This window comes from Labilithrix luteola (assembly GCF_001263205.1).
In the GTDB taxonomy this organism is placed as follows: Bacteria; Myxococcota_A; Polyangia; order Polyangiales; family Polyangiaceae; genus Labilithrix; species Labilithrix luteola.
The window spans coordinates 5,730,888-5,751,063 of the sequence record NZ_CP012333.1 but is presented as its reverse complement, the minus strand read 5'-3'; the positions used below and the strand labels follow the sequence as shown (position 1 = coordinate 5,751,063).

At 65.6% G+C, this 20,176-nt stretch carries 14 protein-coding genes; 4 read left to right on the top strand and 10 right to left on the bottom strand.

Annotated features, from left to right (window positions below; genetic code table 11):
• Positions 1-44 precede the first annotated feature (44 nt).
• From AKJ09_RS25300 to AKJ09_RS25280, 5 genes are all read right to left on the bottom strand, one after another.
• A complete protein-coding gene (locus tag AKJ09_RS25300) occupies positions 45-1,454 on the bottom strand; it encodes an OmpP1/FadL family transporter (RefSeq protein WP_146649976.1) in 1,410 nt (469 codons plus the stop codon).
• A 14-nt stretch (positions 1,455-1,468) separates the two neighbouring features.
• Positions 1,469-4,378 carry a hypothetical protein gene (locus tag AKJ09_RS25295; RefSeq protein WP_146649974.1) on the bottom strand — a complete coding sequence of 970 codons (2,910 nt, stop codon included), beginning with the start codon at positions 4,376-4,378 and terminating at the stop codon, positions 1,469-1,471.
• Between the two features lie 492 nt (positions 4,379-4,870).
• Positions 4,871-5,551 carry a hypothetical protein gene (locus tag AKJ09_RS25290; protein WP_146649971.1) on the bottom strand — a complete coding sequence of 227 codons (681 nt, stop codon included), beginning with the start codon at positions 5,549-5,551 and terminating at the stop codon, positions 4,871-4,873.
• Between the two features lie 63 nt (positions 5,552-5,614).
• On the bottom strand, positions 5,615-5,926 hold the full coding sequence (locus tag AKJ09_RS25285) for a TerB family tellurite resistance protein (protein ID WP_146649969.1): 312 nt from the start codon (positions 5,924-5,926) through the stop codon (positions 5,615-5,617).
• Between the two features lie 75 nt (positions 5,927-6,001).
• Positions 6,002-6,400: a DUF423 domain-containing protein gene (locus AKJ09_RS25280; RefSeq protein ID WP_146649967.1), complete on the bottom strand. Its 399-nt coding sequence runs from the start codon at positions 6,398-6,400 to the stop codon at positions 6,002-6,004.
• Positions 6,401-6,614: 214 nt separating this feature from the next.
• Here AKJ09_RS25280 and AKJ09_RS25275 point away from each other — a divergent pair, with 214 nt between their 5' ends.
• The 4 genes from AKJ09_RS25275 to AKJ09_RS25260 all read left to right on the top strand — a co-directional run bounded on the left by AKJ09_RS25275 (position 6,615) and on the right by AKJ09_RS25260 (position 12,761).
• Positions 6,615-7,943, top strand: coding sequence for a BamA/TamA family outer membrane protein (locus AKJ09_RS25275; RefSeq protein ID WP_146649965.1), 1,329 nt, complete (start codon positions 6,615-6,617; stop codon positions 7,941-7,943).
• Positions 7,944-7,983: 40 nt separating this feature from the next.
• Positions 7,984-9,711 carry a hypothetical protein gene (locus AKJ09_RS25270; protein WP_146649963.1) on the top strand — a complete coding sequence of 576 codons (1,728 nt, stop codon included), beginning with the start codon at positions 7,984-7,986 and terminating at the stop codon, positions 9,709-9,711.
• A gap of 52 nt (positions 9,712-9,763) precedes the next feature.
• Complete coding sequence (locus tag AKJ09_RS25265) at positions 9,764-10,261, top strand: SixA phosphatase family protein (RefSeq protein WP_146649961.1); 498 nt, start codon at positions 9,764-9,766, stop codon at positions 10,259-10,261.
• A gap of 121 nt (positions 10,262-10,382) precedes the next feature.
• Positions 10,383-12,761 (top strand): acyl-CoA dehydrogenase family protein, encoded by a 2,379-nt coding sequence (locus AKJ09_RS25260; RefSeq protein WP_146649959.1) that lies wholly within the window; start codon positions 10,383-10,385, stop codon positions 12,759-12,761.
• Between the two features lie 76 nt (positions 12,762-12,837).
• Here the strand turns inward: AKJ09_RS25260 and AKJ09_RS25255 are convergent, their stop codons facing one another.
• Genes AKJ09_RS25255 through AKJ09_RS25235 form a run of 5 tightly spaced genes read right to left on the bottom strand, consistent with a single transcriptional unit; the run spans position 12,838 to position 19,990 of the window.
• Positions 12,838-14,649 (bottom strand): IgGFc-binding protein, encoded by a 1,812-nt coding sequence (locus AKJ09_RS25255; RefSeq protein ID WP_146649958.1) that lies wholly within the window; start codon positions 14,647-14,649, stop codon positions 12,838-12,840.
• 15 nt (positions 14,650-14,664) lie between these two features.
• Entirely contained in the window at positions 14,665-16,173 is a 1,509-nt protein-coding gene (locus AKJ09_RS25250) for an RCC1 domain-containing protein (RefSeq protein ID WP_146649956.1), read from the bottom strand.
• 6 nt (positions 16,174-16,179) lie between these two features.
• Complete coding sequence (locus tag AKJ09_RS25245; RefSeq protein ID WP_146649954.1) at positions 16,180-17,490, bottom strand: hypothetical protein; 1,311 nt, start codon at positions 17,488-17,490, stop codon at positions 16,180-16,182.
• On the bottom strand, positions 17,487-18,776 hold the full coding sequence (locus AKJ09_RS25240; RefSeq protein WP_146649953.1) for a beta propeller repeat protein: 1,290 nt from the start codon (positions 18,774-18,776) through the stop codon (positions 17,487-17,489). Before AKJ09_RS25240 ends, AKJ09_RS25245 begins: the two co-directional genes overlap by 4 nt.
• On the bottom strand, positions 18,773-19,990 hold the full coding sequence (locus AKJ09_RS25235) for a hypothetical protein (protein ID WP_146649951.1): 1,218 nt from the start codon (positions 19,988-19,990) through the stop codon (positions 18,773-18,775). Before AKJ09_RS25235 ends, AKJ09_RS25240 begins: the two co-directional genes overlap by 4 nt.
• Between the last annotated feature and the right edge of the window lie 186 nt (positions 19,991-20,176).

Genomic DNA, 20,176 nt, shown 5'->3' with positions numbered 1-20,176 from the left:
GCAGTTATGGAATACGGACTTCCGCGCGTGACTCTTCCCCTCGGTCAGGGATTGGGGGTCGTCCGCGTGGGCGGCGTGGGCGGCGCGGGCGGCGTGGTTGGCTCGATCGGCGTCGTTCCGGGGACTTGGCCTGCGGGCGGCGGCTCCCCAGAGGGCGTCGGCGCGGGCTCGGTGGGCGCCGCGGGAGGCGGCTCGACGGCCGGGACGCTCGGCTCCGTCTTCTTCTCCATCGGCGTTTGATAGCCGACGGTCACGCCGAGCAAGTTCGCAAACCCACCGTAATCACCGGGGAAGGCGGGGAACGTAGTGTCCTTTCTGAAAAGAACGAGGAATTGGTAGCCCGCATCCACGCGGAACCCCAGTTCGTGGACGTAGCCAGCGCCGATCGCGAGGTTGAGACGCGTCGCATCCGGGATGATGGGCGATAGCGTCTCCTTGGGCGCAGGGCTCGGGTCGAGCAAGGCGCCGGCGCGTACGCGCCAGTGGTCGTCGATCTCGCCCTCGCCGCCGAGGTGGTAGTTGACCTTGTTGTTCCAGTTCGTGGCCTGGTGGGTCGAGAGAGTGCCGGTGGGGTCGTCCGGGAAGTTGATGTCGATGCTGCGGAACTGACTCCAGTTGTACCAAACGATGTCGCCCTCGATGAGCAAGCGTTTGATCGGGCGCGACGCGACGCCGACGCCGAACGTGTCCGGCTGCGTGAGCGAGGTCGACGCCTTCTGGTCGTGGAGGGTGCTCTGGAATCCGATCGGTACGCCCGAGAAGTGCGCATTGCCGTCGTTGAAGTTGAGCTTCACTGCGCTTCGGTACGTGAAGCCCAGCGTGAGGTACTGCTTGATAGCATCGACCTGAATGCCGCCGTTCCCCCCGACTCCCCATGCGCCGGCGCCGAGATGGATCTGACCTTCCGAGGAGCCGAACGAGATGGCGCGCTGGAGCTCGACGGTTCCGCGAACGAGCTGGAAGCCACCGCCGATGCGCACGGGCCCGTACCGGAACGTGACGGTCGGGTTGAAGTAGTAGGTGTAGAGCTTCACGTCCTGGTTGAGGCGGCGCCCATCCCAGTCCGACGGCCATTTGATGCGAAGGCCGTACGGTGAGAACTCGCCGATGCCGACGGTGAGCCAGTCCGTGATGCCGTACGCGAAGTACACGTGCGGCGGCGGCACGATGTAGAAGTCAACCCAGGTCTTGTTCCCGCTCGGGCTCCTGTAATTGAACGACGGCACGATGGCCGTGCCGCCGATCCTCGCATCGATGACGCCCTTGCCTCGCGCGATACCTGCCGGGTTGAAGAAGACACCCGACGAGTCGTCGACGTTGGCAATGACGGCCGAAGCCATGCCGGTGGCTCGAGCGTCGTTGACGTCGACAGCAGTGCCGGCGGCTTGCGCCTCGGCGGCCACGAACATCGAGAAGACGACAGCGGACGTGACGAAGAGTGTTCGCTTCTTCATGGGATCTCTCCGAATCACGGCAGGTTGCCCGTGGCGATGAACGTGGCGACTTGAGTCTGCGCTTTCGTCGTGAGGGCAACGCCTTGCGAGCCCGTGGGCGGGACGAGCAAGAAGCCGTGCCGCGTGGCGGGCGTGGCCGTCGCGTCGTCGAAGCCATCACCCGCGAGCGTGAATTCGTAACAGAAGAGCGGCGCCGTACAGCCGAAGTTCGGCGGCGTGGGCGTGAAGTTGCGATTCGCGCCCATGAGGAATGCGAACGTCGTCGGATTCGGGATCGTCTGGTCGCCTTCGATGAACTGCACGAAGGCTTTGCGATTCGCGTTCGGTGCGGTGGGCCCCCCGGTGACCTCGGTCGGGTGCGTGAGGCGGTAGCCCACGTTCACCGGGTCGGCCGGGTCGAGGATCCACTGCGTGATGCCGACGAACTGATCGAAGCCGGGCGTCCCAGGCTGGAGGCCCTGACTCGCGAGGCCGGCGAGAAGCGCCGTTCTCTGCGCCGCGAACGACGGCGCGGTGAGGATGATCTGGGGGAGCGTTCCACCGGTCGTGTTCAGAACCACGTTGTTGGTATCGGGCGAGACGGCATTGAACAGCGACCCGAGGATGCCTCCCAGACCCGACCCGACGTAGTTGAAGTTGGTCGTCGAGTACGTAATCGCCGTACCACCGTTCGCGGCAGTGAGCTGCGTTGTGAAGCTCGTGCCCCCGGTGCCCTTGAGCACGCGGACGAGCTGAGAGAAGTCGATCACGGCCTGCCGGAAGTTGTCTCGCGTCGCGAAGAAGTTCGTGAGCGAGATGTCGTTCCAACCGGAGATCACCGGGCGGCCCTGCGCATCAGTCAGGAAGCCCGCGCCGGCGCCCTGGCACTTGCTGTCGGTCGCGCAGAGGCCCTGACCTTGTGTGGTGCACGCAACGTCGCCCGGGATACCTGGCGTACACGCCGCGCGCGAGGCGTCGGCGCGCAGAACGCAGATTCCCTGGAGCGCGCCTTCGTCGCACTTCATGGTGGTCGGGTTCGCGCACGACGCGTCGTCGGAAGCTTGCTGGGTGGCCGCCGCCGAGCCGGTGCAGCTCGAGCGGTCACCGTGGAGCAGGTGGTCCGGAGCAACGACGACCTGCCCGGCCTTGGCGAGGCTGTTCGCGACGGCGAGCACGTCGTTGCGCCAACGCGTGATGTCGTGACCGAAGATGGTGACGGGGTATCCGCCGGCCGGCGCTGGGGTCTTGGGAATGGCGATCACGAGATTGACCGGCTTCGGCTGCGGATTGGCGGGATCGAGCGTTCCGCCCGTTCCCGTCACCGCAACCGGCGTCACCATCGTCGCCGAGAAGAACTTCGCAATTCCGTCGATGGGAATCGTTCCGCCTGCCGCGGCCGTGTACTGGGCCGTGGCATCCGCGACCGTCAGAGGCGAATCGGGGAGGCCAGGAACCTGTCCGGGGTAGGCGGCAAGCTGAACGAGGGTCGAGGCCTCCGACTGCGTGGTGAACGGGAACGCGAGTGCCACGTTCGAACGCGGCAGGCCATTGGCCTCCAGCGCGTCGAACGCTGGCTTGAGCGCTGCGCGTAGCGGCTCGAGCTGATTGGCTTGCGCGTCGGTGAGAACGTTGACCGCCGAGTGACCGTTCACCACGAGCGGCGTGCTCGAACGCACGAGCGCAAACACGGGAGTGGCAATGACCGGCTTGCCCGTCGTGTCGGTGACGGCGCTGGTGACGTATCCGAAGTAGGTCGTCATCTCGTCCAGCGGAGCGTTCAGACTCCACTGGAGCTGCTGAGGCGAATTCGGTGTATTGCCCGACGAATCTTTGCTCGAAAGGCAGTTCAGACACGGCGTGAACTTCGGATCCGTCTGCTCGGCGGCCGGCGCAGCCGACCCGAGCTTGACGAGACCGACGCTCAGCGCGTTGAGGCTGGCTGCGTCGATCGTCGCCTGCATCGCCGCCCCGAGCGTTTCGGAGTTCTCGCTGATGGGCGCGACGACGGTGGAGAATCCGTCGAGCGTATTGAGCCCACAGTAGATCTGCAGAGTCGGGTCGCTCGTCTGGCAGTCGGCCGCAGTGAGCGGCGCGCCGGTGTGTGGGTTCGGCAACGCGACTTTGCCGTTCGAGCGAACGATGTCGTTGGGAAACGGGATGACGTTGTTCGCTGGGTCGAACGTCATCTCGCCGTTGTCGACGATCGAGAACGTCCAGATGATGGGCACGTCGGAGCGCGGAATCCCCTTGGCCTCGAGACCGTCGAGAAGTGGCGCGAAGCCTCGACGGATCTGTTCGAGCTGGATCGCCTTCGCCGTCTGGTCGGCGAGCTGCGCAGCGGGATCGGAGAGGTTCGAGGGAATGACGTCGACCGTCGGCATGCAGTTCGTCTTGAGGTCCGGACAGGTGACGAGCGGCGTGGTCCCCGAGACGAGCGTCCACGTAGGCGAGCCGATGACGGGGTCACCGTTCGCGCCCTTCATCCCGTTCGGGCCGGCGATGAACGCGATGGCGTAGGTATGCGCGCGGGTCCATCCACCAGCCGGAGGGGGAATCACGACTGCGCGATTCGCAAGGACGGGAGCGAGAGGCACCGCCGCTGCGCCGGCCGTGAGGTCGAATCCGAGAACGGTCTGCGGATTGACGGTCGCTGGCGCGAGATCACCGGTCACGAGTGCCTGGCCGTTGCTCTCCTGAGGGAAGCCCGTCAGCGTGCCGAGGTAGTTCGTATTGAACTCGGTCTGGGCCGGCGTGTCCGTCGGCGACGGAGGCACGACGATCTTTCCTGTCGTCGGACTCTTGGCGAGATCGTTCGGCTGAGGAACCACCGGCACCTTCGCGCCTGGATCGAACTCGACGACGATTCCCACATTGGGAGGCGGCGACAGATCGATGTCCGGAGTACATGCCGCGAGGAGAAGGAGGACCGGTACGAGCTTCTTCACTACGACACCTTCCGTTGTGTCCCGTTGGTCGGGCCGTGCGTTGGTCGAACAGCTCCCGTCAAACTTGGTCTACACATCACGTGCGCGTGTTGCACTGCGTCTAGTAACCGCGTCGTGTGACGAGTGATGGCCAACCGCACGAGCGCCCCTTTCCGATCGATCGATTGACGCGGATATGGCCGTTCGATCTCCCTTCGATAGGAAGGAAGCGCCGTGTCATTTCACGTTACCTCCGTCGTTCCAGGGAGGTTTGCACGCCTCCGAGCTCCGTCGTCCGACAGCCGAAAGTGGCTATTTTTCAGACTGTTCGCACGGGCGTCGGCCAGCGCCGATGGTCATGACGCGCCGAAGGAGTCGACGCCCCCCGTTGCGCGTACGTCGGCGCCGAACTCATCGGTCACTGCGGAGGCGACGGCGTCGTCGCCTGTTCGGAACCGCCTGTCGATTTATCCGACCTACCCGGGATGAATGGCGCATCGATCGTCGCCCGCGCTACCAGTTCCGCGTGCGCGTCGGAGGCCAATTATCGGGCGGGTAGCCGATGGCGTCAGGAGGTTCGAGCGTCGGGAAGTTCCCTTGCGCATTCCACGGATCGAGGAAGTACGACCCCGGCAAGTCCCGTTGCGGAGGCGACGGTGCCGGCTGCGCGATCACGCGTTCGAACGACGTACGCTCGGTGAGCGGCTGCCCTCCGGTGCGAACGGTCCAGATGGCGCTGAACTTCGGAAGCTCGGTCACCTTCTGCTGGTCGGCCGGCAATGGGAAGTAGAGATCGATCGATTGCGTCATTCCCGGAGCGATGGCCACCGTCGGCGCGTAGGCACCGTTGCTTCCGAGCGCAGCGACGATGGGCTGCCTCTTCTCGAGCTCGAGGCGCTGCTCGGAGCCATCCACGGTCCAGGTCTGCCCGCTGCGATTCGTCACGGTCATACGCAAGTGCGCAGCACGAATCCCCGCAACGTCGGCCACGCCCGGCGAAGGGATGGTGGTGATGCCGACGGCTCCGAGCCTCACGTCACCCTGCCCCGAGCCCGGCACCTTGTAGTCGACCGACGGAACGCCAGGCATCACCCCGCTCGTGGTTGCCACGGGCGCGTACTCGTAACGCGTGGGAGCGCACGCGACGAAGGCGAGCGACGCGAACGAAAACAGCGCAACGAGACCTCGGCGCACGGCATCCTCCAGGCGAGGAGTTCTCCCCGCCCTGGGCGCAAACGACGTGCCGCGCGAACCGACTCAGCTCTGGACGCCGAGCGCGGCCGAGATGCGCTTGACCATCTGTGCTTCGAGAGGCGACAGCCGCCCATCGCTCGAGGCCGCGTCGACGAGCTGCCCGACGAGCTCTTGCTTCTCCTCGTTCGAGAGCCCCACGAGCGCCTGCTCGGCGTCGTCCCACCCGTCGAGGTTCAGCACGCGACGTCGTTCGTCCGGCGACAGCCCCATGCGATTCATGGCTCCGTCGAGGAAGCCACGTTCGTTCTCGGTCATGATGCCGTCGGCAACGAGGACCTTCGTGAGGAGCAGGCACTTCGCGGTGCGGGTGTCCATGCCCCTACGCTACAGCAAAATCGGCGGCGTCGAGCGCATCGCGCACCCCACGCAGAGCCGGCTCACACGGGCTTTTCAGGGACGCGCGTTCGTGAGCGACCAGGCGGCGACGAAAATCGAGGCCCATCCGACGAGAAACGCGAGCCCGCCGAGGGGCGTCACCGCGCCGAGCCAGCGGAGGCCCGTGAGCGTCATGAGGTAGAGGCTTCCCGAAAAGAGAAGCACGCCGGCCAAGAAGGCAATGGCGGCCACGGTCACCGCGGTCGACGAGGACCGCGAGGCGAGGTACGCGACGAGCCCCAAAGCCAACGCATGGATGGCCTGGTAGTGAGCGCCGGTGTTCCACCACTCGAGGCGCTGGACGCCATCGGCCAAGGGAGCAAGCCGCGCTTTCAGCCCGTGAGCCCCGAACGCACCGAGGGCGACGGCCAGGAATCCAACCGTACCGGAAGCGAGAAGCGCGAACCGTTCCATCGGCCGGCACGATGGAGGCAACGTCTCCCCACGGCAAGCAGGACAGTACTCATTTCTACCCCTTTTGTATCGGACTGACGTGGCATGGTCCTGTGCTCGAAAAGGCCGAAAAAAGCCCGTGCGGCCGTGGTACACCGCAACGTGAGTGAGTACCGCTTCCTGCCGCCTGCCGGCTCGCGCGCGCCGGGCTCGCCCCCGCCCGCGACGTGCCGGGATGCCAAGCGTCCACGCCATCGCGCTCGCACTCTTCGTCCTGTCGACGTGGTTCTGTACGTCCGATGCAGCGGCCGATCCGAAGCGTGAGCAGCAAGACTATGGCGGCCCCGAAAAGGGCACGACCGTCGGCGACGTGGCCGTGTGGCCGCCTCGCGTGGTGCTCTTCCCCCTCTGGTTGGTGAGCGAGTACGTCCTACGCAAGCCGATCGGCGCACTCGTCGTCGTGGCGGAGCGCGAGCAGTGGTCGCAGACCGTCATCGACTTCTTCACGTTCGGTGAACGACGCCAGTTTCAGATCTATCCCTCGGCACTCTTCGACTTCGGACTGAAGCCCAGCGTCGGCTTCAATGCTTCGTGGAAGTACTTCCTCGCCGATCCGAACACGATCCGTCTCCACTTCGGCACGTGGGGTCCCGACTGGATCGCGGTGCGCGCCGTCGACAGCTACGAGATCGGCAAGCACGAGTCGCTCTTCGTCGACGCCAACTTCTGGCGCCGCAAGGACAACCCCTTCTACGGCATGGGCCCGAGCGCCGGAACCAAGCGCTTCCGCTACCAGTCGCAGACGGCCGAAGCGAGCCTCGGCTACCAGAACCAGTATTGGCGAGAGAGCACGCTCGAGGTGCGCTCCGGCTTCCGCCACCTCGAGTTCGGTAACGGCACCTGCTGCGACGATCCTTCAATCCAGACGGGTGTTGCCGAGGGCGAGGTCGCTCCCCCGCCAGGCCTCGGCCAGGGCTACAACGCGGCGTTCTCCCGTGTCGCCGCCACCTTCGACACTCGCAAGCCGAAGCCCCAAGAGGGCAGCGGCATCCGCCTCGCCGCCCACGGTGAAGGCGTGTTCGCCCCTGACGGCGCCCAGCGACGCGCCTGGATCAACTACGGCGGCTCGGTCGGCGCCGCCCTCGACATGACGGGCACCGAGCGCGTCATCGCCGTCAACGTGAACGCCGAGCTCAACGACCCGCTCCAGGGAACCACGCCGTTCACCGATCAGATCTCACTCGGCGGCGACAACTTGATGCGCGGCTACCTTCGGAACCGCCTCATCGACCGGAGCTCTCTCGTCGCGAGCCTCCGCTACACGTGGCCGGTCTGGGTTTACCTGGACGGCGTCATCCAGACCGACGTGGGCAACGTGTTCGGCGCCCACTTCGACGGTTTCGATCCTGGCTTGCTGCGCCTCAGCTCGGGCATCGGCGTTCGCTCGAACGGCGAGCGTGACTCTGCCTTCGAACTCCTCGTCGCCGCGGGAACGGATCCGTTCGACAGCGGCTTCCACGTGAGCTCCTTCCGTCTCGTCGTGGGGTCCCATCATGGCTTCTGACCGCGCTTCTGACCGCGCTTCTGACCGTCGAAAGGGCCGCGTGCCGGCGCGTCTCCTTCTCGCGGGCGCCACGGTGAGTCTCCTCGCGTGCGCCCACGACGATCCGCGTCGCTTCAAGCTCGCCGCACCGGTGCTTCGCGATCAGGATCTCGACTTCGTGTCGGTGCCGTGCCGCCCTGATCCTTCCAAGAAGGATCCGAACCGCATCGCCTGCGCGCCCAAGGACTACGAGTCTTCGTTCGCGTGGGATGGCGCGGACAACACCATCTTCCGTCCGGTCTCCAAGTTCTTCCAGGTCACCCCGGGCGGCGAGGCCGTCAACGTGAACGCGTTCGACGAAGTGCCCGATTCGAGCTGGTTCGAGAACCGCATCGGCGCGCGCGACATCGATCCCGAAGAGGCGGCGCGTGGCTATTGCCCCGCCGGCACGGAGCTCACCGACGATCCGCCCGACGGCTCGTGGTACGTCGATCACGGCAAGGACAACGGCGCCAACCCCGGCTTCCGCGTCGTCGTGAAGGGCACGAAGTTCATGCTCAAGACGGACGACATCCAAGTCGAGCGTGCAACCGCCGCCACCGCAATTGCTTCGCGCCTGTACTACGCCGCGGGTTGGTGGGCGCCCTGCGACGCCGTCGTCTACTTCAAGCGCACGGCGCTCAAGCTCGCGCCCGGCTTGACGGTCAAAGCGAACGTCGGCCCGGCTCGCCCCTTCGACGAAGAGGCGCTCACCGCCGTGCTCGCGCGAACGGGGCGCCGAGGTGAGCTCTATCGCGCGACGGCCTCGCGATGGCTCCCCGGGCGCACGCTCGGCCCCTTCACCTATGCGGGTGTTCGCGACGACGATCCCTCCGACGTCATTCCCCACGAAGACCGCCGTGACCTGCGCGGCGCACGCGTGATTGCCGCGTGGCTCAACCACTTCGACGCCCGCGAGCAGAACACGATGTCGACGTGGATGCCCGAGAATCCCGACAACCCGAAGAGCCAGGGCTACGTTCGCCACTGGTACATCGACCTCGGTGACTGCTTCGGCAGCGAGTGGGACATCGACGCGTTCTCACGCCGCCTCGGTCATACCTTCGTCCTCGACTTCGGCCACATCTCCGAAGATTTCATCACGCTCGGCGCCAAAAAGCGCCCGTGGGAAACCTCGCAACGCACGCCGGGCGCCGAAATCTTCGGATACTTCAATTCCTACGATTTCGATCCGCACGCGTGGAAGAGCGAATACCCGAATCCCGCGTTCGGTCGCATGACCGAGCACGACGCCGCCTGGGCGGCCCGCATCATCGCGCGCTTCACACCGGAGCACGTCGCGGCCGCCGTGCGCGTCGGCAACTTCACGAATCCGGCGCACACCGAGTGGCTGACGAAGGTTCTCATCGAGCGTCAGCGACTCATTCTCCGCCGCTATTTCTCGAAGCTCTCACCCATCACCGACGTGAGCGTCGAAGGCAAATCGATCTGCGCTGTCGACCTCGCGCGTCGCACCGGTGTTCTCCCGGCCGACTCCTTCAAGTACTCCGGAATGGTCTCGCGTGTCGGCAATGCGCCTTCGCCGATTCCGGTCACGCCCGAAGCGAACGGGCGCGTGTGCTTCCCGCTGCCGTCGATGATTCCGAACGAAGGCCCCCCCGACGGCGGCCCAGAACGTTACGTGGTCGTGAAGATCAAGAACGGCACGGGCTCCGGCGCACTCGTTCTCCACCTCTACGATCTCGGTCCTACGCGAGGCATGCGTCTCGCCGGCATCGAACGCGAGTGACGGCGCGAGGTCGAATGGTTCACGACGCCAGGAAACGGTAGGATGCGCGTCGATGGAGATCTTCCTGCTCCGCACATCGCTCACCGCCGACGACTCGCGATCCGCTTCGAGCGCGACGAACGAGTCTCATCGCTACCTCTCGCTCGAAGGCCGCCAGCTGGTGCGCGCGATTGGCAACAAGCTCCGCTTGTCGGACGAGCCCAACTTCGACCGCATCATGACCGCTCCGAATCCGGCGGCGGTGCAGACGTCGGAGCTCTTCGCGGATCGCGTCGACTACGTAGGCGCCATCGAGGTACTTCCCTCACTCGCCACCGGCGTTCCGCCGCAAGTCGCCGCGCCGCTCGTGCTGTCGCGCGGCAACACCGTACTGGTCGTCGCCGACGAGCCCGTGCTCTCCACGCTCGGAGCTTTCCTCATCGGCCGAACGACATTTCCTCCGCTCGTGCACGCGCAGGTATCGGTCATTCGTGATCGCCAGCCCGCCTGGTTCCTTCGTCCCGGCGAAATCGGACGCGCCCCGCTCCTCGTGGCCGCGGCCAACGCATGACGGCGAGTCACTCGCGCTCGCGCCAAACGCGTGAGCTTGTCCGCTTACCGTAAGCGAGACAAGAAGGCCCAGAGCGCATCCGGCCATTGTCCGCGGGGCGTCACGGCACCATGCTCCGCACATGACGCAGGCGCCTTCGCGTACGGCTCTCCTCGACGATCCCCAGCTTCGTCCGTTCCTTCCGCTGCTCTTCATCGCGTGGTCGGACGGAGATCTGGAGCCCGCGGAGTTCGCGGCGTTCGAAGATCACATCAAGGAGATGCCGTGGCTGCGCCCTGCTGCGCGCATCGCGCTCCAGGCCTGGCTCGATCCGAAGCAGCCTCCGTCGCACAAGGAGATGGACACGCTCTTCGAGACCATCGGCAAGGTCGCCTCGAACCTTGACGTCGATCACCAGCGTGACCTCGTCGAGCTCGGGATGTCGTTCGCGCCGATGGGCACGCCGAGCGACGACATCCGACGCGCACTCGTGCAGCTCGAAGAGGCCATTTGCGGTTCACTCGGACCGGCCGAGCCACTGCTTCGTCGCGTGCGTGCAGGGCGTGAACTCGGGCAGGAAGTGACGGCCAGCGGCGTGAGCGTTCCACCGCCGTTCGACGTCGCAACGATGCGCGCCGTGCTCGACGGCGACCAAGCCAAGGTGCGGGACGAAGTCCGCAGGTTCCTCGACGATCCCGAGAAGCGGGCCTACGGCCTACCGGTGAAGGACTACCGCGCCAAGGTCGCCGGATGGCTCGAGGCTCTCGCCGACGCCGGCCTCGGCACGCGCGCGTACCCCGGCGTGACGAGCGAGGAGAAGGATCTGAACGCATTCGTCGCCACGTTCGAGACGCTCGCCATGGGCGATCTCTCGCTCCTCGTGCGCTTCGGCGTGCAGTTCGGCCTCTTCGGCGGAAGCATCTTCTTCCTCGGCACCGACGCCCAACGTCGCGAGCATCTGGCGCGCATCGCCCGCCTGGAGTTGCCGGGCTGCTTCGCCATGAGCGAGGTCGGTCACGGCTCCGACGTGCAGAGCCTGGAGACGGAAGCTCATTGGGACGCCGCGACGCGCACCTTCGTCATCCATACGCCGAGCGAATCGTCCCGCAAGGACTGGGTCGGTGGGGCCGCGCAGCACGCACGGATGGCCACCGTCTTCGCGAACCTCACCGTCGGGTCCGAAAAGCAGGGCATCCACGCGTTTCTCGTTCCCATCCGTGACGCCGAGGGAGAGCTCCTCCCCAACGTGCGCGCAGGCGACTCGGGCCACAAGATGGGCCTCAACGGCGTCGACAACGGACGCTTGTGGTTCGACCACGTGCGCGTGCCCGAGAGCGCAATGCTCGGTCGCTTCGCCCGCATGACCGAAGATGGGCGCTACGAGAGCCCCATCGACAATCCGAAGAGGCGCTTCTTCACGATGCTCGGCACGCTCGTCGGCGGTCGCGTCTCGGTGGCCTCGGCTTCGGTCACGGCCGCGAAGGTCGGCCTTGCCATCGCCGTCCGCTACGCCACCGCGCGCCGGCAATTCGGCTCCGATGACGGCGTCGAGATGCCCCTTCTCGCCTATCCCACGCATCAGCGACGACTGCTTCCGAAGCTCGCGACGACCTACGTGCTCTCCTTCGCGGTGGCCGGCCTGAGGAGGCGCTTCGCAAGTGACCAACGCGCATCGCTCGAAGCGAGTGCGCGGGGCGACCGCACGATCCCCGACACGCGGGAGACCGAAGCGTTCGCGGCTGCACTCAAGGCGCTCGCGAGCTGGCACGGCGTCGAGACCGTCGAGCAATGCCGACAAGCATGCGGAGGTCAGGGCTATCTCTCGGTCAACCGCTTGCCCGAGCTGCGCGCCGACGTCGACGTGTTCACCACCTTCGAGGGCGACAATACGGTGCTCTTGCAGCTCGTTGCCAAGAGCCTCCTCGCCGGCTTCAAAAAGCGATTCGAGAGCAATGCACTCGCGGGCGTCGTGCGCCAGGTCATGAGCAAAGCGCACACCGCGGTGACCGAGAAGAACGTCATCGTCGTGCGCCGAACGGACAGCGAGCACCTGCGAGATCGAGGTTTCCATCTCGCCGCGCTTCGTTATCGCGAAGAGCGGCTCCTCGAGACCGTATCGGGGCGGCTCCGCAAGCGCCTCGCGGCGAAGAAGGATCCGCAGGAGGCGATGCTCGACGTGCAAGAGCACCTCGTGGCGCTCGCGCTGGCCCACGCGGACCGCATCGCCCTCTCCTGGTTCGACGAAGGCGCGACATCGTGCCAAGACGACGCGCTACGGGGCTGGCTCGACAAGCTTGGCGCGCTCCACGCGCTCACGCTCTTGCGTCGCGATGCGACCTTCTACATCCAAGAAGGTTATTTCGACAGTCACAAGGAGAGCGCGATGCGCGAGGAGACCGAACGTCTCATGAAGGAGCTCACACCGGCGGCGGTGGCTCTCGTGGATGCGTTCGGTATTCCCGATGCTACCCTCGCCGCGCCGATTGCCTTCATGGATCCGGCCCATCCACGGTGGCCCTGAGCCACAAAACGCAGGGACGGAAGCACCGTGAGTGGCGCTTCCGTCCGCGTGCTCGACCTCTACCGAGATCGCGTGCTTATTTGATGCTCGGCAGCGGCGCGTCGTTGATGGGACGGAGTCCCGTGCCGCCGACGTAGCCGTAGCTCGCGTCCTGGCCCATGCCCCAGACAGTGAGGCCGAACGGACCGTCGCTCGTGGCTTCCTGACGGCCGTAGCCGCAGTCACCCGTCGAGACGAAGCCGTCCGTCAGCTGCACCCAGGCGAACTCGTACTCACCGCTCGAGCCGAGGGGCTGCCAACCGGTGATGTTGCCGCCGCACGAGAGCTCGACATCCTTGAAGCCCAGCGCGGTCTTGCGGCGGACGACGGTGAGAACCGTCAACGGGTAGGTGAAGTCCGTGAAGAACACGTAGTGGTCGAGGAACTGGTCGGCCGGCGGGACGTTGACGTAGTCCGGGTCGCCCGTGGTGCACGTCTGATACCCGGTGAGCATGTTGTACTTCGGGTTGCCGTTGCAATACGTCGATCCGGTCATGTAGACGTTGACGTGGATCGGGTGCTTGCTGTCCTGAGTCTTCACGGTGAAGACCTGGTCGGTGAGGAAGTTCACCGACTGACCCGCGTTGAGCGTCTCGGGCGCGTTCAGCGGGCGCGAGGGCTCGTACGTGAGCTTCGTTCCGTCGGTCGCAGCGACGATCGTATAGGGCACGATCTCCTGGAAGTTCGAGGAGAACGTCTTGTTGCGTCCCTTGAAGGGCACGACAGCGTATTCCGTTCCCCACTGCGCGGTCGGGGGAATCTGCTGCTGGAGCGTATCGCAGTAAGGAGTCGGCAACTCGGTGCACTCGGCGCCACCGAAGACGCCGACGGGCTTGCTCGTCTCGATCGGGCTGCCGGTCGTCGCCTGCTGAGTGAACTGGAGAACCTGGCCTCGGTTGAGCGTCCAAGTCTGCGTCACGCCCGTCGTTGCACCAACCACATCCTGTCCGGCGGCGATTTCCACCGTCGGCCGCATGTGAACCTCGGTATTGTCCTCATTGGCAATGATCTGGAGCGTTCTCCGACGTCCGGTATTGCCAAAATCGAACGGACTGACCGCGATGTAGTTCTTTTCCCACGACGAGACAGGGAGAAGAAGCGTGGACGACGGGAAGTGCGAGTCGGCGCCACCGTACGGATAGATCGAATACGCGGCAATGGGCGCGTCGGCCTTGAGGTGGAAGGCCGTCGTCTTGCTGGTGCCGTGACGCATCGGATCGACCGTCATGGCCGGCGTGATCCCGACGGGACAGAGCGCGCTCTCGGAATTGAGCTTGATCGCGGAGTGGGCGAGGAAGATGACCGCGACTTGGCCGACCGGGAGCGGCCCCTTCAGCAGCGTGTAGACCGGATTGTTGTCGACGCGCTCGATCGTGTAGATCGAATTCGAGATATCGAGCGGACCGTTGCCGTATTCGGCAGAGATGGTCACTGGCCGATCCCACGTATTGGCCAGTTCGGCCGCCAAACACGACCCCTTGCCGCTCGAGCTGGTGTCCGGCGCGATCGTCCAGAAGTCACAACCGACCGAGCCCTTGCTGATGGCAGCGGCGGTGCAGGCGTCGACGCACACGCCGTCGCCGCATCCCTTGTCGGCACCGCAGGTCTCGATGGCCTTTTCCTGGTCGCCACAGCCGTCGATGACCTGCTTCAGATCGCGTGAGCAGTGCCTGCACTTCTGCTCCGTAGGCGTGGGGGGAGGAGGCGCCGATGCGTCCTCTGCGGGAAGGATGGCGGGGGCAGGGTCTTCCCCGAACGTGGTGCTGTTGGTCGAACAGGCCACGGCGACGATGGCCGCGGCGGCTCCCGACAGGAGCATCGTAGAGTAGCGAAGCGTTGCGCTGTTCATCCGAGTTCGACCTTTCTAGAAACCGACCGGGACCGGCGTAGCGTGGGGCTGGACGTCCCTCGACCCCTGACCGAGCTCGCCCTTCTCGTTGCTGCCCCAGCAGACGACGCTTCCGCCCTGCACGAGGGCACAAACCGTCTTGCTCGAAGCCGCGACCTGGACCGCGTGCCCCTTGAAGAACTCCGTCTCGCGGAAGCTCATCGACCACTTCTCGGCCACGTCCTTGCTGAGTGCACCGCGCGTGTTGTCACCCGCGCATTGCACCTTGCCGTCGGTCATTCGGAGGCAGGTGATCTCGCCGGCTGCCGCAACCTGCTGCGGCCAACCAGTATCGCTGTTCACCTTCGCGAGCGCCGGACTCACGACGGCATCGGGGAGGCCCGTGCCGACCGCGCCGTACAAGCTCTGGCCCCAGCAGTAGACCTGTCCGTGCACAATCGCACAGGTGTGAGCCATGCCCTGCTGAGCGGGACAGAGCGGGGGGCCATTGGGGCACGGCGGTGAGTACAACGACGTCGACGAGATCCCGAAGCTCGTCACCGGGCCGGCGAGAAGAGGGTATGGGATCGGGTCGGGGGTAATCGACGCGATGCGTCCCGCCGCGGAGCCTTCCTTGCCGGCTGCACTTCCCCACTGGAGGAGCGCACCGGTGTCGGTCACGCCGAAGCCGGTGTTCGTTCCCACGGCCGTGCGAACGACGTGGCCGAACGTTCCGAACTCCGCCTGCGCGGGAGCGCCCACGGTCGTGGGAAACGCACGTGCGAGCTCGCGCTGGGAGTTGTCACCCCAACACCAGGTCTCGCCACTTTCGAGAAGCGCGCACGCACTCCGAATGCCAACGTCGACGCGTTTGGCGGGACTCGTCAGTGCGGGTACGGGAGCAGGCGTCGGGTGCGCGAGCGTGTCGGTCGCGGCGCCCGCGTCGCCCGGCACGGTGGAGAGACCGAGCTGCGCCTTGTCGTTGGCGCCCCAGCAAGAGACGCCGCCATCGGAGACGAGCGCGCACGTCGTCTGGCCGCCAGCGCTGATGTCCGTGACGTCGGCAAGGCCGGTGACCGTCGGAATCGGATACCCCGTTCCGCTGTCGGGGCCGCCATCGGAGACGCCGCCGTCGGGGACGAGGATGCCCGCGTCGGCGACACCGAGGTTGCCCTTGGCGTTGTCACCCCAGCAGCGGATGGCGCCGTCGTGCATGCGAGCGCAGAAGTGGTTTTCGCCGGCGACGATCTGCTGCACGCAGGGCGTGACGGAGCAGTTGACCGCTTCGGGCGTCGGATCGAACGGCGGTCGGGGGTCGGGGTTGCCTGCGTCGGCGTCTTCCTCGCCTCCGTCTCCGCCATCCGAGGATTGCGAGGGCGACGCCGAATCCGGCGTGGTGGCGGGCGGCGGGCTCTCCGCGTCCGGCTCGTCCGTGGAGAACGTGTCGCGCGTCTCGTCCGAGCCCGAACATGCGATTGCGGCCGCGGCCAGGCACGCGCCCGCGAAGAGGAAGAGCGACGTTTCACGAATACGAAATCTCATCATCGCTCCTCAGGGCTTGTTGGCCGTGGTCTTGTGGATGGCGAGCTCATCGCCAACGGCCCAGAAGTCGTGGCTGCTGGTTCCCCAGATCGCGTAGAACGTCTTCGAGAGCGGCGCGCTCGTCACCATGACGGAGGCTTGCAGCCACGTCGTTCCATCCCAGTGCTGCATGTGACCGTAGGAGCCGATTTCCCACGCGTCGTTCCCGGCCGCTCCCCAAACGCCAGTCGCGGCCGGGTCCCACGAGTACTGCGTGGAGGCGGTCCACTTGTAGGTCTGCCCATTGTCGGCGGTCGTTCCGAGCCAGCGGAAACGCCCGCTACCGAAGGCAGAGTTTCCAATCAGCCAAAGCGAGCCGTCGTTGTTGACGGATGCGGCGATGAAGGTCGCCGGGTAGGGCGGAGCGTCCGGAACCGCGGTCGGGATGTCTTCGGTAATCCACGTGGAGCCGCCGGGCGCCCGGCGAACGACGGTCCCCGTCTTGGCGGAGCCGCGGTACATGCCCGTCGTGCTGTTGAAGCTCGAAGAGCCGACGAGCACCACGCCTCCGCCCGGAGTTACCGACACGCGGGTGTACATGTTGGGGAGCGCCGCAAGGTCGGCGTCCGCCGTCCAGACCGGAGCCCCGGTATCGTCGAGCGTACCGTCGAAGTGGAGCGCTCGCCCCGTCGAGACGTAGGGGTATCCGACCTGCTTTCCGCCGACGGCCCAAACGTCCGTTGGGCTCGAGCCTCCCACGTACTTGATGACGAGCGTCGCATCGCCTGGAAACGTGACTGGTGCGAACGTGAGCGCTGCCGGGTTGGCCCCCGTACCGTGGTAGACGGCGCCAGCGGCGTTGACGACCCACACGTCCGTGGGGCTCGTTCCCGAGATTGCCGTCAAGTTGCCGAGCCCGGTCGCCTGAACGTTCCAGGCGTTTCCGTCCCAACGAAGGACGTCGCCGCTGGTGCTGATCGTCCAGACGACGCCGTGACCATCGCCCCAAACGCCACGCAGGTTCTCGCCCGCGGGCACGGTGCTGTAACAGAAGTTGTCGTTCGAGCACGTACGAGGGGCGGCGTCGAAGTCGGCGTCGGCGTCGCTGCCCGCGTCGGTGCTCGCCTCGTCGACGCTCGAGTCGTTGGCGTCGGGCGAAGCGGCCTCCGGCACGACGGTGGACGGACTCCCGCTGTCTTCACCCGTGGTCGACGGCGTTCCGTCGCCAGCCGTCGTGTCCGAACTCGAGCAGGCAACGAGTGTCGCCGTTACCGAACTGGCGAGGAGAACGAAAACAGGAAGGGCGCTCTTGGCCTTTCCGAAATTCACGAAGTGGCTCATCGACCACCTCCCTGCGCGCCGACCTTCGGGCCGGTGTAATGAAGCGTGATGGCGTCGCCGACAATCCAGACGTCGTTCGCGGAGCTGCCCCAGATTCCGTAGAGATTCGGTTTGCGGCCGATCGGGAATTGAGCGCTGACGCTTCGGAACGAGGTGCCGTCGTAGTGGAGGATCGTGCCGGCGTCGCCGATGAACCAGATGTCGTTCGGGCCCGAGCCCCAGACACCGTGGAGGTTCAGCGTCGTCGGAACGGCGATGGGCACCCAACGTCCGTCGCTCGGCGTCTTGTGTCGAACGGTGCCGGCGCCGCCGACGACCCAGACGTCGCTCGCGGAGCTGCCCCAGATGGCGTCGAGGACGACGTTGGCCTGGCTGTCGATGGGAGTCCACACGAGCGGGTCGACGAAGCCCGCGTCGACGCTGGCGTCAGGCGGGTTCGGGTTCGGGACGCCGTGCATGATCTTGGCGCGCTCGTACTGCGTCGCGCCCGTGCTGTTGTCGGCGATCATCCAGTAGTCCGACGGAGAGCTCGCCCAGAAACCGCGAACGTAGAAGGCAGCGCCCGCGACGCTCTGCCAACCGACGCCTCCGTCATCGAGGTCCTTTCGGAGGAACATGTCGCCCGAGTAGCTGCCCATGTTCGGGAGGTTGTGCGAACGGGCGCCGATGCGAACGTCGGAGGCCGACGTTCCGTAGATGGCGTAGGCGGGACACTTGTAGGCGCCCGCGGCGGGCGTCGGCATCGACGTCCACGTGGTGCCCGAGGTCGAATAGCCGGTCGTGTGGAGAACCGTCTCCGAATCGCTGAGCGTGTAGACGTCGTTCGGTCCGCTCCCCCAGACGGTCAGGAACGTGTTCTTCACCCCCGTGGGAACGAGGCTCCACTGGCTGCCGTCGTAGTGTGTGACGGCACCGCCCGAGCCAACGGCCCAGACGTCGTTCTTGCTCGAGCCCCAGACGGCCTTGAGGATGTAGAGCGGATTGACCTTCGAATCGACTCCGCACCACTCGACCTCGTCACACGTGACGACGTGCGTGTTGCAGGTCGGATCGGCGGCGTCGCAGTCGCCCGCATCGACGAGCGGGTTCTCCTCGTCGCCGGAATCGACCTCCTCCTTCGGAGGGGTACTGGCCTCCTCCAAGATGGTGGCGTCGGGCCGAAGCGCGCTCTCGGACGCGTTCTCGGTGGTTGCGCAGCTCGCGAAGGCAGCGATCAAGCCGCCGAGCGACGTCAATGTGGTGAGCGCAATACCGCGAGCCATCCACGTACGGCGAATCGTCTTCATTTGGTCTGCACTCCCGCATCGCACTCGACCATCAGGCATTTGCCGTCGATGCACGGTTGGCCTTCGCCGTAGTTACAGCTCGTTCCGCACGCACCGCAGTTCGCGGGGTGAACTCGCAAATCGACCTCGCAGCCGTCCGCGGGGTTGCCGTTGCAATCGGCGAAGTTCGGGAGGCACTCGAGAACGCAGATGCCCTTCTTGCAGTTGTTCACCGTATTGCCGACGAGCGGCGTGATGCAGGATTGTCCGCACCCTCCGCAGTTCGACTTGTCGCTGAGGAGATCGACGCACTTGTCCCCGCACGCCGTCAGGCCAGACTTCGCGCAGGTGTCGTAACACTGCGGGCCGAAGCCGACGTCCTTGCACTCTTGATCGGCGCCGCACTTCGCGCCGCAAGAACCGCAGTTGTTCGGGTCGGTCTTGACGTTGGTTTCACAACCGTCGGACGCGCATCCGAGATTCGTGTCTTGGTTGCAGTCGGCGAATCCGCTCTTGCACTTGAGCTTCCCACACTCGCTGTCCGCGCAACCGTAAGCCGTATTTGCCGGCATGGGGCTACAGGCGGGCGTCGGATTCGTGCATACGTTACCGCACGCACCGCAATTGGAATCGTCGTTGCGCGGGTCGGTGCACCTGCCGTTGCAGTCGGTCTTGCCATTCGAGCAACCGCACTTGCCGCTGATGCAGTGCACTCCGGGCGCGCACTTGTTGCCACAAACGCCGCAATTGTTGACGTCCGACGTGACGTTGATTTCACAACCGTCGTCGAGCACGTTGTTGCAATTACGGTAGTCGTAAGTACCGCTGAAGTCCGACTTCGTCAGGCATTCGAACTGGCAGGCGCCCTTGACGCAACGGCCGGTCATGTTGATGGGGTCGTACCCACCGCACGAGACCCCGCAGGCACCGCAGTTGTTGTTGTCGTTCATCAGGTTCGTGCCGCACTTGAATGCGGCCGTCACCGCGCACGTGTCGTAGCCATCCGGGCATTCCGTCCCAAGGCACGCGAGAACCTTTGGCAGGGACACATCCACGTCCGCATCGCCACCATCCTCGGCCGGCGGCGGCGTGAATTTCGGAGGCTCTCCGGGCGCCGCCGCGTCGGTTTCGTCGACCGTCTCGTCGCCGAGGTCCACCTTCTTCGCACACGCCACGGCAAGGACCGCGAAGGCCGTGAGCCCGAGTGTTGCCAATCGTTTCTTGGTCGAGAACAAAGGGTACCTCCCCAGGAGCTGGCGGCCCGGGCGAGCGTCGTTGCGCCCATCGGTGGACGGCAACGGCGCGATGTTTCCTACGTGATGAAACCTTCGAGGCATTCACGACGTGACGTTCGCAACGTCGGTTCCGGACGGTTCCGGACGACGCTGAGCGACCGTCGACACCTCGTTACAACTCAAGGG

Bases quoted from the DNA above. Each gene is read 5' to 3' on its own strand.
- AKJ09_RS25265 (WP_146649961.1), top strand. From the start codon at position 9,764: ATGGAGATCTTCCTGCTCCGCACATCGCTCACCGCCGACGACTCGCGA.
- AKJ09_RS25250 (WP_146649956.1), bottom strand. From the start codon at position 16,173: ATGATGAGATTTCGTATTCGTGAAACGTCGCTCTTCCTCTTCGCGGGC.
- AKJ09_RS25260 (WP_146649959.1), top strand. From the start codon at position 10,383: ATGACGCAGGCGCCTTCGCGTACGGCTCTCCTCGACGATCCCCAGCTT.
- AKJ09_RS25300 (WP_146649976.1), bottom strand. From the start codon at position 1,454: ATGAAGAAGCGAACACTCTTCGTCACGTCCGCTGTCGTCTTCTCGATG.
- AKJ09_RS25275 (WP_146649965.1), top strand. From the start codon at position 6,615: ATGCCAAGCGTCCACGCCATCGCGCTCGCACTCTTCGTCCTGTCGACG.
- AKJ09_RS25240 (WP_146649953.1), bottom strand. From the start codon at position 18,776: ATGAAGACGATTCGCCGTACGTGGATGGCTCGCGGTATTGCGCTCACC.
- AKJ09_RS25280 (WP_146649967.1), bottom strand. From the start codon at position 6,400: ATGGAACGGTTCGCGCTTCTCGCTTCCGGTACGGTTGGATTCCTGGCC.
- AKJ09_RS25255 (WP_146649958.1), bottom strand. From the start codon at position 14,649: ATGAACAGCGCAACGCTTCGCTACTCTACGATGCTCCTGTCGGGAGCC.
- AKJ09_RS25245 (WP_146649954.1), bottom strand. From the start codon at position 17,490: ATGAGCCACTTCGTGAATTTCGGAAAGGCCAAGAGCGCCCTTCCTGTT.
- AKJ09_RS25285 (WP_146649969.1), bottom strand. From the start codon at position 5,926: ATGGACACCCGCACCGCGAAGTGCCTGCTCCTCACGAAGGTCCTCGTT.